The sequence below is a fragment of the uncultured Pontibacter sp. genome, from assembly GCF_947492645.1.
Lineage (GTDB): Bacteria > Bacteroidota > Bacteroidia > Cytophagales > Hymenobacteraceae > Pontibacter.
The window spans coordinates 146868-161776 of sequence record NZ_CANLMZ010000004.1 but is presented as its reverse complement, the minus strand read 5'-3'; the positions used below and the strand labels follow the sequence as shown (position 1 = coordinate 161776).

Sequence of the window (14909 nt, the reverse complement as noted above, 5' to 3'; positions counted from 1 at the left end):
CTGCTGCTTAAACCCTGAAAAGCTGCTTTCCCAGCTACTCCAGCTACTGAGTGAGCTTTATAACTCAGCCACAATGCATCATTGTAACAGCAAAACTTTTACAGCTTTTAGCCATGAAGCCAATTTTAGCCAGCTTTTTGCTGCCTTTAATCTTTGCCCTTAACGGGTTTTGGGTAAATTCTGCTCCGCCAGCAGATGATAAACCAAGTATAGCTCTTTCAGAAGAAGACCAACTACGCTATAAAAATGCTGCACCAGACGATTGCAGCGTAGATGCGAGCATTGCCAACACAAACTTTAATAAAAGCTTTACCTACTGCAACTTTAACAATAGCGGCAGCACCATTTCTGTAAGGTTTGATTTCGAAAACACTTCAAAATCAAAAGCTACGAATGCAAGCTATCATATTGATTGGGGTGATGGCACATCTGACACATACGGAGCAGATTTTGACAAAACAAGCCATACTTACGTTGCCCAAAAAGCAGGGTCTTATACCTTAATACTTACTGTTACGGGCCAGGACGGCTGCGAGAAAACTGAGCAAAAGAGAGTGTATATCGGCAGTAACCCCAATGTGCTGGTAGACCTGGGCGGTAACTCTTTTTCATGCGCACCGGCTACCCATGAAATTAAAGTTAGCCGCTTCGAAAACAACCCTGATAACACAGTATATACTTTTACTATAAACGATGGCACTCCTTCGTTTACACGCACACACCAGCAGCTACTGGCAAACCCTATCATAGAGCATGTTTTTACCGAAGCATCTCCTGCCGGCGGATTTTCAGTAACATGTAGAGCCTCTAATGACTGCAGTTTTTCTGAAAACACCTGGAGAGGCATTAGAGTCAGCAAAGGACCTCAGGCGGAGATTGGCGTAAAGAAAATTAGTAGTTGTGTGGGCCAGGAAATTGTGCTGCAAGATAAATCCACGAACGGGTATGATGGCTATGGTGCCAACATGCCGCATATTGCTGAATGGGAAATAGATCCGGCAACTGGCTGGAATCTGCAAAAAGCCAATGGTGAAGTACGTATTGTATTTACGCAGGCAGGAAGTTACACCGTTAAGTTAACTGTATCGCCTGAAGACCCGGGCACAACCTGCGAATCGAGCTCTAAAGAGATGGAGTTCAATATCGTGGCACCTCCTGTTGCAGACTTCAGTTTAACACCAGATCCTGCAACGGCCTGTGTTAACAACTCGGTTAAAGTTACTAATACAACAGTTGGAGAAAATATAAATTACCAATGGACCGTTACCGATGCGAAAGGCCAGGCTGTGAGCAACTGGGGTGCAATTGCAGGGGGCGCTACAGCCAAAGAACCTCAATTCAACTTTACTAAACCAGGCAGCTATAACATTACCCTTACAGCCAACAACGGTTGCTCTCCCAGCACCAAAACTGAGGCAATTATGATAAAGGGTACGCCTACTGCCACGTTGCCTGCTGCCCAAGTTTATTGCGGTGTTCAAGAGATCAGTTTTACAGAAGCTAATATCAAGCACAAGCCTGCATTTGAGCCGAATTTTGGCACTATAGCAGCTTATAGATGGGAAGTAAAAGTACTATCCGGAGAAGGGGATTATACTTTCGGAAAGGGCACCAGCAGTTCATCGCAGTACCCGGTAATCAGTTTTGATGCTCCAGCGGTGTATGAAGTATGGGCATATGCTCTTAATGAGTGCGGGCAGTCTTCTGCTCCTGCCACACAAAAGATAACAATTAACGCGCTGCCAGAGCTGGTGGCAAGTTCTCCAAAACAGGAAATATGCCTGGGCCAGAGCTCTACCATTAGCGTTACCGGAGCTGACACCTATACCTGGGCACCTGCCACAGGCCTTAGCACCACAACTGGCAACAGCGTTACGGCAAATCCAACGCAAACTACAACCTATACTATAACAGGCAAAAACAACACTACAGGCTGTATCAACACAACTACTTATACTGTTGTTGTCAATCCTTTGCCTGTTGTTACTGTTGCTGCAGATAAAGCAGCTATTTGCCAAGGCCAAGCTGAGGCTATACTTACAGCAAGTGGTGCAGATACATACACATGGGCTCCGGCAACAGGCTTAAGTGCCACTACCGGTGCTTCTGTTACTGCCACTCCTGCTGCCACTACAACCTATACTGTAACTGGTTACAATGCCCAAACAGGCTGTTCCAGCACAAAAACCATAACAGTTACTGTAAACCAGCTACCACAGGTTAATGCCGGCAGCGATATAACTGTATGCAATAACCCCATTGCTACCAAATTAACGGCTAGTCCTGCTGGTGGTGTGTGGTCTGGTGAAAACGTAACAGCAGACGGCAATTTTACACCAAGCTCAGAAACAGGAAAGTATGAACTAACCTATACTTATACAAACTCATTGGGCTGCAGCAACTCCGATAAAATGGTAGTTGTTGTAGATGAGGCGCCTGTAGCCAATGCCGGAGAGGATAAAGTAGTGTGCCTGAACTCTGGTAGCTTTAACTTAACGGCTAATCCGGCAGGCGGTGCCTGGTCGGGCCAACATGTAACGGCAGCAGGAAAATTTACCCCAGCCGCTGTAGGTACTTTTAACTTAACCTATACGTTTGGTACCGGCAGCTGCCGCACTACAGACCAGGTTCAGGTTACGGTTAATGCCTTGCCAACAGCACCAGTAGCCTCAGGTACTACTATTTGCCCTGGCTTTAACACCACCTTGCAGGTACAAAACCCTACAGGCTCCATTTTTTGGTTTGATGCAGCTACAGGTGGCACTAAAGTAGGCGAAGGAGCCAGCTTTACCACACCTATACTTGATAAGACTGTTTCATACTATGTTGAGACAACAATTGCAGGCGGTTGCACTAGTCCCCGTCGCGCTGTTCAGGTAACAGTACGCCCTGCCACCCCTGCTCCTGTTGTGCAGCCAGTTATACTTTGCGGCACAGGCAGTAAAGCCATACTTGTGGCAGAAGGCAATGCTACAAGCTACCAATGGTTCGAAACAGCCACAAGTACAGAGGTTATCTCTACTAGCAGAACCTTTGATGCAGGCGTTGTTAACAGCAGCAGATCATACTTTGTAGAAGCCATCATAGATGGTTGTATAAGCCCTAGAACGGAGGCTAAAGTTGAAGTATACCCTGTGTTAAGCAAAAACACTTTAACAAATGTGCCTGCTATTTGTGCCGGCCAAAAGCCTGCCAACATAACCGGATCTACACCAGAAGGCGGTAATAGCACTTTTACTTACGAGTGGGAAAGCAGTATTACAGGACCAGATGCAGGATTTACTAAAATTAACGGCGCTACTGAAAAAAATTATGCCTCGGGTGTACTTACCAGAACAACCTGGTTCAGAAGAACAGTTAAATCTGTTAGCTGCTCCAGCACTTCTGATGCGCTGGAAGTAAAAGTGACTCCTGTTATCTCAAACAATACTGTAACCACCAGTACAAGCACTATTATCTGTGAAAACAGCGTAGCCGATGAAATTACTGGTACACAACCTGAAGGCGGTAGCGGAACTTACACTTACCAATGGGAAATAAGCACAGCAGGTGCAGAAGGACCATATAAAGCAGCTTCAGGCACAAATAACCAGCAGAACTATACACCTGGCCCACTTGCTGCCAGTACCTGGTTTAGAAGGGTTATTACATCCGGCACCTGCGAAAATCATTATAGCCAACCGGTTAAGATTACTGTATATAAACCTATTACAAACAACTCTATAACTGGCGAGGCCACCATTTGTGAGGCAGAAACTCCGGCAGTATTACAGGGTTCACAACCTACTGAGGGTAGTGGCAACTATATTTATCGCTGGGAAATGAGCCACGACGGCAGCAACTTTGCCTTGGCAACCGGCGACAATAATGGCATAGGCTATGCAACAGGTCCACTTACTAAAACTACTCACTTCAGGCGTGTTGTTAGCGGTGGCCCATGCGGCACAAATATCAGTAATAGCATTACAGTATTTGTTAACCCACGCATTCAGAACAATGCTATTGCCGCTGTTGCACCTATTTGTAGTGGCCAGGAGGCGCCAGAGCTTACCGCCACATCAAATGTAACAGGTGGCAACGACATCTATACTTATAAGTGGTTATATAGCACAAGCGGCGCCAACGGCAGCTATACTGCTGCATCGGGTAATAATACTCAGGCTAGCTATAAACCAGGCATACTTACACAAACCACCTGGTATAAGCGCGAGGTAACTTCAGGTGCGTGCACCAGCACATCTGCAGCAGTTGAGGTAACCGTAATTCAATTGCCTGTTGCCCCTACTGTACAAGCGGTTACTGTTTGTGAAAATAATAATGCAACGCTTACTGTGAAAGAAACGGGCAGCAACTACAAATGGTATACTTCAGCAACGGCTACGGATGCTTTGTTTACCGGCAAAAGCTTTACCACACCTGCACTTTCGGCTACCACAACTTTCTATGTTGAGTCTTTTAATACAAATGGCTGTGGCAGTCCCCAGCGAACTGCAGTAACTGTAACAGTTAATAAGAACGTTAGCAACAACATCCTCACAGCTCCTGCACAGCAGCCAATATGTGCAGGCCAGGTACCAGGCTTGATTTCAGGTTTACAACCGAAAAATGGCAGCGGCACTTATTCTTATCGCTGGGAACGCAGTACAAAAAGTGCTGAAGAAGGCTTTACAAGTATAAATGGCGCAACAGGTATTTCTTATCAGCCGCAGGCACTTAGCCAAACTACCTGGTTTAGAAGAGTAGTATTATCAGGGCCATGTGCAGAAAGCACGAGCGCTGCCGTAAAAATCGAAGTCGTACCAGTTATCAGCAACAATGCCATTAGTGCCGCACAAACAATTTGTGAGGGTGAAATGCCAGTAGCGTTAACAGGTTCAGCTCCGGCAGGTGGCGACGGTACTTATACTTATGCATGGCAGAGCAGCACCGATGGCAGCAATTTTACAGCTGCCCCTGGTGTGAACAATACCGAAAAGTATACTGCTCCTGCTGCACTTGCTAAATCAACATGGTTCAGGAGAGTCGTAAAATCAGGGCCATGCCAGCAAGATGTGAGCGCAGCTATTAAAATTACGGTGCAGCCGGCAATTACTGGCAACACTCTAACAAGCGGCAACCAAACGATTTGCGCTGGAGCTACACCGGCAAGTATAACCGGAAGTACGCCAAAAGGCGGAAATAACAGCTATACTTATACTTGGGAATTCAGCAACGACGGAAGCAGCTATACTAATGCACCGGGCACACGCACCAATGCCAGCTATCAGCCACAGGCATTAAATGAGAGCGCGTGGTTTCGCAGAAAAGTTGTTTCTGGCAACTGTGAGAGTTATTCGGAGCCAATCAAGGTAACAGTTAATGGCGTGATTGCGGCCAACGAGATATCTGAAAGCCAGGCTATTTGTACAGGCACAGCTCCGCGGCAGCTGCAAGGCACGCAGCCAACAGGCGGCAACGGCACATATACTTTCCGTTGGGAATACTCTACCACTAGCGCTACAGCTACAGATTTTAAAGCAGTAGCAACAGCAGGCACAAGTATAAACTATACGCCATCTGCATTAACAACTACCACATGGTTTAGGAGAGTGGTTACCTCAGGTGCCTGCTCCATGGTATCTAATGTGGTAAAAGTGGAGGTAAATCCGGTAATCAGCAGAAACACGATTACGCTGTCGCAGAGTATTTATGCCGGGCAAACCCCTGCCCCACTTACAGGCTCTGCTCCTACAGGTGGCGATAATACTTATACTTACCTGTGGCAGTACAGCCAAAACGGCACGGACTATTTAGCGGCAGCAGCACCAAACACAGGTAAAAACTACGCGCCGGCTGCCATCACAAAAGATACCTGGTTCAGGAGAGTAGTATATTCCGGGGGCTGTGAGCTTGTGTCTGAGCCTGTTAAAATTTCGGTTACGCCAGCTATTGGCAACAATAACATACAGGCAGATCAGGTTATCTGCTTCGGCAACAAGCCTGCAACTATTGTAGGTACAGCGCCTGCAGGCGGGGAAGGCGGCTATACATTTATCTGGCAACAGAGCACCAGCGGCCCTAACACAGGCTGGACAACAGCGATGGGCGTAAGCAACACGCAAAATTATAATCCGCCGGTTCTAAGCCAGCACACCTGGTACCGTCGCATTGTAATCTCCGGGCCGAACACTACAACAAGTGAAGCGGTGATGATTACGGTGAAGCCAGCTATGAGCAACAACAAGATCAGCACCAGCCAGACAGTTTGCTTCAGCACAGCACCATCAACCATTACGGGTACTTTACCGACAGGTGGCAGCGGCACTTATACTTACCTCTGGGAAATCAGCGCTGAAGGACCTGACAAAGGTTTTACAACGGCACCAGGCGCTAACAACAGGCAAGACTACACCAGCAGCCCACTTACGCAAACAGTATGGCTGCGCAGGGTAGTTACCTCAGAGTCTTGTGACAGGTTGGTGAGTGATGCGGTAAAAATTACTGTTACACCGCTGCCACAGGCCCCAGAAATTAAAAACACGATTGTTTGTGCCGGTTCTAAAGCCACGCTTACTGCCACAGGCAAAGGTGGAAGGTTAGAATGGTATGCAAGCGCGGCAGGAGGAAACCCTATTGCAACCGGCAACAGCTATACTACCCCTGTGTTACAGCACACTACGTCATACTTTGTGCAGGAGGTGTCGCAATCTTGCTCCAGCGAGCGCCGTGAGGTAAAGGTAACTGTATCAGAGCCAAACGTTAGCGCAGGCATGGATGTGACCATAGCTAAAGGCCGAAGTGTAGAGCTACAGGCTAACGGAGGTATAAAGTATACTTGGTCACCGGCTGGAACGCTGAGTAACCCGCATGTTGCCAACCCAACTGCCACACCAGATGTAACCACCACCTACACGGTAACTGTTGAGACAGAAGGCGGCTGTACCTTCTCTGACCAGGTAACAGTAACGGTGCTGCCGCATGTTTTCGTGCCAAATACCTTCACCCCTAACCGTGATGGTGTGAACGATACCTGGGAAATCCTGAATATCGAAAAATACCCGAACTGTAAAGTGCAGGTGTTTAACCAGTGGGGCGGCCAGGTGTTTGTATCTGATGGGTACGGCACACCTTGGGACGGCCTTCAGCAGGGCAAAGAATTGCCGATAGCTACTTACTACTACATTATACAGTTAGACAGAACAGAAAAGCCAATATCCGGAAGCGTTACCATTGTTAAGTAATCATCTATGAACAAACTTTTAGCCTTAGGTTTTGTGTGTCTCATGTTTGCCGGCCACGCAATGGCGCAGCAAAAACCACAGTACTCACAGTATACTTTAAACAATTACCTGCTTAACCCAGCCATTGCAGGCATCGAAAGCTACGCCGACCTGAAATTAGGCACCAGGCACCAATGGTCTGGGCTGGAGGGAGCACCAGAGTCATACTACGCTACGCTGCACATGCCTATAGGAATGGGGGCCAGTTCGGTTTATAGCGGGCAGAGAGCAAAAGAATCTACTACCAAAAGGAGCAGCAGCTACCGCAGGGCAAAGCCTCATCATGGTATTGGAGCCATGGCAATGTCTACCAGAACAGGTCCTTTAAAACGTGGCAGCCTCAGCGTAAGCTATGCGTATCACCAGCCCATTACCCGCGACCTGCGCTTATCGGCTGGTGTGGCACCTGGTATGATACAGTATAGCCTGGACCCTGGCTATGTGCGGATTGTAAACCCCAATGATCCTGCTGTAATGGACGGACGCATAAACGAGGTGAAGTTTGACCTAAACATGGGCCTTTGGTTGTACTCCCAAAGCTTTTACGTTGGGCTGGCTGGCGCACAGTTAGTACCTAGTAAGCGTGAGTACATATCTTCGGGGTCTCCTGAAAACAATAACGGAGAGCTGCAAAAGCATTACTTTGCTACTGCAGGTTACCGTGTTGATGTAACGCCTTACATTTCGGTTATACCTTCTGTAATGGTAAAAATGGCTCAGCCAAGTCCTGTTTCTGTGGATGCCTCTCTTAAAGTAATGTACAGCAACCGCTTATGGGCAGGAGCTTCTTACAGGCATCAGGAATCTGTGGCGGCAATGGCGGGCATCAACATAAGCCCTTTACTAGACCTGGCTTACTCTTACGATGCAAGCACCTCGCCTTTGGCTGGCACTAATGCAGGTAGCCACGAAGTGGTTTTAGGCTTTAAATTACGCAATACCGGTAAAATATTGTGCCCGGAGTGGGCATGGTAATCGCACTACACTACCCAATCGTTCTACATGTAATTTGATGGGAGGCGGCTCAAAAGGCCGTCTCTTTTCATGTAAACTTTTTGCTAAAATAGAAGTATAGCTATGTATAAACCTTACTATGATGTTGAAGAAGATACTTGCCATACTCTTTGGCCTAGCTTTTCTATCGTTTGTGGCGATGCAGTACAACGACCCGGATCCTGCCTTATGGATGGCAATTTATGGTTTGTCTGCTGTACTTTGTTTTCTGTCGGCTTTTGATAAAGCGCCCCATGGCTTACTTTGGGTTGCTATTATACTTTGCACAGCAGGTACCCTGTACATGTGGCCGGATAAGTATGAAGGCTTAAGCGTGGGTAGCGGCGATATCAAAAACATTGAAGAGGCACGTGAAGCACTTGGTTTGCTACTAGTCGCTGCAGTATTTGGCTGCTTCATATTTTTAGACAAGTATACGCTGCGCTCGCGAAAGGCTGCTGATCAGCTCCGAAAAACAAAGTGGGCTTAGCCTTGCCGGCCAAACCCACTTGTGATACGTCATCTTTTCCAAAATTTTATTGCTGCACCGGCTCCGCTTTAAAACCGGCCTTTTCTACTACAGCTTTTATCTCCTGGGCATCCAGGGTGCCTGTTTTAACTTCCAGTATCTTGTCTGGGTTGTTTGTATCCACATTCCACTCCTCTACCCCTTCCAGTTTGTTCAGGTGAGGGGTTACAGCTTTGATGCAGCTTCCGCAGTTTATTGTTGTTTTAAACTTATACGTATTCATCGCTTTATTATTACTTAACATAATTATTTAACTATACATTTTTATTTAATCCAGCTTTTTAGTTTTTAGCCGTAAGCTATTACTTACTACTGATACCGAACTTAAAGCCATAGCCGCACCGGCCAGCATGGGGCTAAGCAGAAAACCAGTAAACGGGTAAAGCACCCCTGCCGCCACCGGTATGCATATTACATTGTAAAAGAAAGCCCAGAACAGGTTTTGCCGTATTGTTTTTACTGTTGCTTTTGATAATTTAATAGCATTGGCAACCTGCTGCAGGTCAGAGCGCATTAATGTGATGCCTGCCACATCCATCGCCACATCCGTTCCGTGGCCCATGGCTATACTTACATCAGCTAAAGCAAGTGCCTGCGCATCATTTATACCATCGCCTACCATCGCAACCGTTCTGCCTTGCTGTTGCAGTTCTTTTATAAAATCACCTTTATCACCAGGCAATAGTTCAGCTTTAAAATTGGTAATACCCACCTGCTTTGATACCGCTGCTGCGGTTTGTTTGTTATCGCCGGTTAGCATATAAAGCTCTATTCCTGCATCCAGCATGGCCTTTATACCTGCTGCCGCAGTCGGTTTAATCGGGTCGCTGACGGCAAATACTGCTAATGCTTGTTTAGCATCTGCAAAGTATACAGCTGTTTTGGCCTGTTCCTGCAGTTGCATTGCTTCTCTTTTTAAACGCTCCGGAAGTATAACCCCATGCTCCTGCAAAAGCTTCTCGTTGCCGGCATAATAGCGTATTCCCTCAAAATCTGCTTCTACTCCCTGGCCAGTTAGGCTGCTAAAGTAGCTAAGTTCCACTTTATTACATTTCTGCTCTTTGTAATAAGTATAAATGGCCTGCGCAATTGGATGCTCCGACTGCGCCTCCATCGAGAAGAAAATCTGCTCGGCCTGTGCTTTTTCTAACAGCATATCTCCCCAAACAACATCTGTTACGGTTGGCTTGCCTAAAGTAATGGTGCCCGTTTTATCCAGTATAACAACATCTACATGCTGTGCGCGCTCCAGGCTTTCTGCATCTTTTATAAGTATACCGTGTTCTGCACCGCGCCCTACGCCTACCATGATAGCCGTTGGGGTAGCCAAACCAAGAGCACAAGGGCAGGCAATTACCAGCACCGAAATAGTGGAAAGCAGGGCCTCCGTCAGGTATGCTTCCCCGCCAAGTATAAACCAGGCTGCGAAAGTAAGCAAGGCGATGCCCAGCACGATGGGCACAAAAATACCTGCAATCTTATCTACCAGTTTTTGTACGGGTGCTTTACTGCCCTGCGCCTCCTGCACCAGCTTGATGATATGTGCCAACATTGTTTGGCCACCGGTTTTCAGGGCTGTGAGCTGCAGGCTACCTTTCTGGTTTATCGTACCGGCATACATCAAATCACCGGCTTTCTTTGGTACAGGCACCGGCTCACCGCTCAACATACTTTCATCTACATAAGAAGACCCTGCCAGTACCGCTCCGTCAACTGGAACGCGCTCCCCGGGCAGTAGAAGTACGGTGTCACCAATTTTCACTTCCTCTGTTTTGATTTCCATTTCTGTTCCATCGCGCAGTATCCGTACGGTTTTAGGCTGCATGCCCATCAACTTTTTAATAGCAGCCGAACTGCGGTTCTTTGCTCCTTCTTCCAGGTACTTGCCTAAAAGAATAAAAGCGATGATTACGGCAACGGCCTCAAAGTACACATGCGGCATCAGGCCACGGCTCAGGAAAAATTCCGGGTAAATGGTATTGAAAGCGCTGAAGATAAAGGCTATGCCTGTGCTGAGCGCAACCAAAGTATCCATGTTGGCGCGCAGGTGCTTTGCCTGTGCCCAGGCACCTACAAAAAAGCGCTGCCCGGCCCAAAACAACACAGGGATAGTAAATATGAGCATGGCCCAATTACCCCAGCTAAACGCGTTGTGGAAGAACATACCAAGTATAAAAACTGGTGTCGCCAATATAATGGCCCCGATTGTTTTGCGTTTCAGATCGGCAAGCGCTTTTGCCTGTCTTTCTTCCAGTTCATCCTGGGTTGTATCTTCTATCAGCAACTCAAAGCCGATTTCCTCAACGGTGCCTTTTAGCTTATCAGGAGAGGTAACCCCAGCCGAATAAGTAACTTGCACGGTTTTGGCTGCAAAGTTCACATTTGCTTCTTCTACGCCCTCTGTCGCCTTCAGCATGCTTTCGATGCTGCTCGCGCAGGAAGCACAGGTCATCCCCTCCACCGGAAAGCTGGCCTTGGTTAGTGTTTTATCTGTGACATTAGCCATTGTGGTATTCTTAAATTTATAGTACAAATTTACGGCTACACATTAGTTTACTTCTTACATAATTACGCTTATACTTTACATATCTTTTAAAAACAGATCTAGCTTAAGAAATATTAAAATCTGATACAAAAGATTAAACTATAAGTGCCACAGCAGGAACTTAATAGCTGATTTCTTTGCTTATGTAAGGTTATAACAAGTGAATGAGAAGTATTTTACCCTATATTCATTAAATTTAGCTGATAATCACCCTTAGCCAAACGTAATGCAAAACTCTCCGGAGAATACGCAGTTTAAACCCGAAAGCCAACGCGACCATACAGTTAAACTAGTAGGTGTAATTTTTACAATACTGGCTGCTTTACTGGTAGGTGTAGGATCTGTTTCATTTATTGGCGCAAGCGAAGTACAGGAGAATTACAGTAACCACCTGTCTAAAACAATATATAAGTTAGAATTAGTAAATAAACTCCACCATAACGCAGATGTAGTCACTTCGCTGCTAACTGATTTAACCAACCCTGCTACAAATGACAAGGCGGTTCTGGCGGTGCAGCTGAAGGAAGCGCACGATTCAAATACCAAGATAATCAAAGAGTTAGATAAAGTTATTGTTAGCGATAGTAACAGGCAGGTGCTTAACCAGCTTGTTGCCTACAGAAATTCTTCTTATCACCATATTGATAGTGTAACTGTTTTATCGTTGAGTGGGCAGCCAGAACGTGCGGAGCTTTATAAAGAAGCTTACCTGGTGCCGGTGGATAAACTGCACCAGAAATACTTAAATCAACTTAGCATAAACTTTCAAAAATCTGCAGACAAACGAGATTCACAGGCATCCCGCTTATTGGCCGGCTTTGTAAAATACCAGGAGATTTTGCTGATTCTGGTACTGCTGGCGACAGCATGCGCTGTATTTTTAATGCAGTATCTGTTTAAAAAATTAAAGCGCGAAAATGTTGTGCTCAGCAATGAAGTAAAGATGCGGGAAGAGCTACAGAAAGAACTTAGCAAGAGCCAGCATATTTATAAAACGCTGTTCAACAGCAACCCGATACCCATGTGGATCTACGATTTGAAAACGCTAAAGATACTGAAAGTAAACAATGCAGCTGCAGAAGTATATGGGTATACGCAGGAGGAGTTTCTGGAAAAGTATATATACGACCTTAAAATACCATCAGATGTAGACTCCTACATTAAAAATATAATACCGCGAACAAAGCCGCATGAGGTATTCAGCAACGTTAAGCACAGGCGCAAAGACGGAAGCGACTTTTGGGTGGAAGTGCACGCGCATGCCTTACCCGAAGTTGGGAACACTATACCCAGGCTGGTAGTAGCAGTTAATATTGATGATCAATATAAAGCCATAGAAAAAACTGAGTTAAACGAAAAGCTATTACGCGAGATAAGCTCTAGTATACCTGGTGCTGTGTACCAGTTTCGGACTGACGAAAATGCAAACTTCAGCTTTCCTTTTATCAGCGACGGTATAAGAGACATTTATGGATTATCTCCAGAAGAAGTATGTCAGACACCTTCTAAAATTTTTGACCAGCTCCACCCTGAAGAAAAGGAAAATGTATTCAAGTCGATAAAAGAGGCAATTCGGACAGTTAAGCCCTGGTATGTGGAAGCCAGGTTGTGGAACTCAATTGAGGGCAGATGGAAGTGGGTGCGCGGCCACAGTTTACCGACCCGAAACATGGATGGTTCTGTAAACTTTAACGGTACTTTAATAGACATTACACTACAGAAAGAAGCCCAGGAAGAACTTGCCAGAAACGAGGCTAACCTTAGAGCATTACTTGATAGCTCCAGCAAAGCGATTTACATGCTGGACGATGAGTTGAAGATACTCTCATTTAACAAAAAAGCAGACAGCACTTTAAATCATAAAACTTTTACAAACCTGGTAGTAGGCCAGAATTTCTGTGATTTTGTAGAGGAGTCGCTTGTTGAAGACCTTAGAGAGGATCACGCCTTAGCGATGCAAGGGAAAACAGTAAGTTATGAGACAAGCTACCGTGAGGGTTGGTATCAAGTTTCGTTTAGCCCAGTTGTTAGTCACGACAATAAAATACTGGCCGTTGCTTTAAATGTGCTGGATATTTCGGAGCAAAAGAGATCCATCGAAACCATCAGGCATAACAAAGCCCAACTATCAAGGGCACAGCAACTGGCAAAGCTTGGCAACTGGGAACTGGATCTTAAAACAAATGTGCTGCAGTGGTCTGAGGAAGTTTTTAACATTTACGGGGAGCAGAAGCACCTGTTTGAACCAACTTTGGACGCGTACAAAGACAAAGTACACCCCGCTGACCGCCAAAAAGTAGTTGATACATATAACAAGGCAACAGAAACTAATGTGCCACTTGCAGTAGAACACCGCATTGTGTTAGATGATGGCACTATACGGCATATCCATGAAATTTGCGAAGCTGAGTTTAATACAGCAGGAAAAGCCGTGAAGCTGTCTGGTACAGTACAGGATGTAACAAAGTATAAAGAAGCGGAAAGAGATATACGGGAAGCCCAGCATTTACTTCAGTCTACGCTTGAGAACATTCCGGAAGTTATTTTCTCTACTGATGCCGAGTTTAACATCAATTACATAAGCCCGCAGTGCCTTGAGGTAACCGGTTTCCAGGAAGAGAGTTTTTTTGAGGACCGGAAACTGTGGGCCAGGATTATTCATCCTGAAGTTAAAGAAGAAGTTTTGCCTCGCATTGTTTCAGATACACTCGCAGGGAGAAGATCAAGTAACGAAGTGCGCATTTTAGACAGCAACGGCAAGCCAAAGTGGGTGATGCTGCGCATATCGCCTAAACTTGATGAGAACAACAGGGTTGTAAGTATAGCTGGCTCTGCTTTTGACCTTACTGCTTTTAAAGATGCTGAGGAAAAACGGACAGAACTAACACATCAACTGATGCAGCAAAATAAAAACCTGCAGCAGTTTGCCTACATAGTGTCACACAATTTACGTGCGCCAATTGCTAACATTTTGGGCCTAACGTCTATTTACGACCGTCGCAGGCCAGAGGCGGCACTTAACGGGCGTATCATTGATAACCTGGCCACTTCAGCAAAGTTGCTCGACAGCACTATCCGCGACTTGAACGATATTCTTACAATCAGAAGCAAAGTAGACGAGGCACGGGAAAAAGTTGACTTCAAACAAACGCTAGATTTCATATTAGCCAGCATTCCGGAATCAGATATTGAAGACGAAATTGACCTGGATTATGACTTTAGTGAGGTTCCTGAAATTGTGGCTCTTAGAAGCTATGTGCATAGCATCATGCAGAATTTAATTACAAACGCATTAAAATACAGGTCTGAAAACAGAAAATTAGCCTTACGCTTGAAGACATTCAAGGTATCTGAGTATATTTGCCTCGAAGTCGAAGATAATGGCCAGGGAATAGACCTGACCAAAGAGCGGGATAAAATTTTTGGCCTTTACAAACGTTTTCACAACAATAACAAAGATGGCAAGGGCATCGGGTTGCATTTAGTTAAAACACAGGCTGAACTCCTCGGAGGAAAAGTTGAAGTGGATAGCACCGTTGATCTTGGCAGTATTTTCAAAATATATTTAAAGCACCAGGAGTAG

General features: G+C 45.8%; 6 protein-coding genes. 4 read left to right on the top strand and 2 right to left on the bottom strand.

What is annotated here, in order from left to right; all coding sequences use genetic code 11:
* Nucleotides 1-113: 113 nt before the first annotated feature.
* The 3 genes from Q1A23_RS05280 to Q1A23_RS05270 all read left to right on the top strand — a co-directional run bounded on the left by Q1A23_RS05280 (nucleotide 114) and on the right by Q1A23_RS05270 (nucleotide 8742).
* Nucleotides 114-7220 (top strand): gliding motility-associated C-terminal domain-containing protein, encoded by a 7107-nt coding sequence (locus tag Q1A23_RS05280; RefSeq protein WP_299820535.1) that lies wholly within the window; start codon nucleotides 114-116, stop codon nucleotides 7218-7220.
* A gap of 6 nt (nucleotides 7221-7226) precedes the next feature.
* A complete protein-coding gene (locus tag Q1A23_RS05275; protein ID WP_299820532.1) occupies nucleotides 7227-8234 on the top strand; it encodes a type IX secretion system membrane protein PorP/SprF in 1008 nt (335 codons plus the stop codon).
* A 118-nt stretch (nucleotides 8235-8352) separates the two neighbouring features.
* Nucleotides 8353-8742, top strand: a complete 390-nt coding sequence (locus tag Q1A23_RS05270; protein ID WP_299820529.1) for a transmembrane 220 family protein — start codon at nucleotides 8353-8355, stop codon at nucleotides 8740-8742.
* A 46-nt stretch (nucleotides 8743-8788) separates the two neighbouring features.
* Here Q1A23_RS05270 and Q1A23_RS05265 read toward each other — a convergent pair whose 3' ends face one another.
* On the bottom strand, nucleotides 8789-9004 hold the full coding sequence (locus Q1A23_RS05265) for a heavy-metal-associated domain-containing protein (RefSeq protein WP_299820526.1): 216 nt from the start codon (nucleotides 9002-9004) through the stop codon (nucleotides 8789-8791).
* 45 nt (nucleotides 9005-9049) lie between these two features.
* On the bottom strand, nucleotides 9050-11287 hold the full coding sequence (locus tag Q1A23_RS05260) for a heavy metal translocating P-type ATPase (protein WP_299820523.1): 2238 nt from the start codon (nucleotides 11285-11287) through the stop codon (nucleotides 9050-9052).
* Between the two features lie 265 nt (nucleotides 11288-11552).
* Here Q1A23_RS05260 and Q1A23_RS05255 point away from each other — a divergent pair, with 265 nt between their 5' ends.
* Nucleotides 11553-14909: a PAS domain S-box protein gene (locus tag Q1A23_RS05255; RefSeq protein WP_299820521.1), complete on the top strand. Its 3357-nt coding sequence runs from the start codon at nucleotides 11553-11555 to the stop codon at nucleotides 14907-14909.

Coding starts and splice junctions, on each gene's coding strand:
- Q1A23_RS05280 (WP_299820535.1), top strand. CDS start 114: ATGAAGCCAATTTTAGCCAGCTTTTTGCTGCCTTTAATCTTTGCCCTT.
- Q1A23_RS05275 (WP_299820532.1), top strand. CDS start 7,227: ATGAACAAACTTTTAGCCTTAGGTTTTGTGTGTCTCATGTTTGCCGGC.
- Q1A23_RS05270 (WP_299820529.1), top strand. CDS start 8,353: ATGATGTTGAAGAAGATACTTGCCATACTCTTTGGCCTAGCTTTTCTA.
- Q1A23_RS05265 (WP_299820526.1), bottom strand. CDS start 9,004: ATGAATACGTATAAGTTTAAAACAACAATAAACTGCGGAAGCTGCATC.
- Q1A23_RS05260 (WP_299820523.1), bottom strand. CDS start 11,287: ATGGCTAATGTCACAGATAAAACACTAACCAAGGCCAGCTTTCCGGTG.
- Q1A23_RS05255 (WP_299820521.1), top strand. CDS start 11,553: ATGCAAAACTCTCCGGAGAATACGCAGTTTAAACCCGAAAGCCAACGC.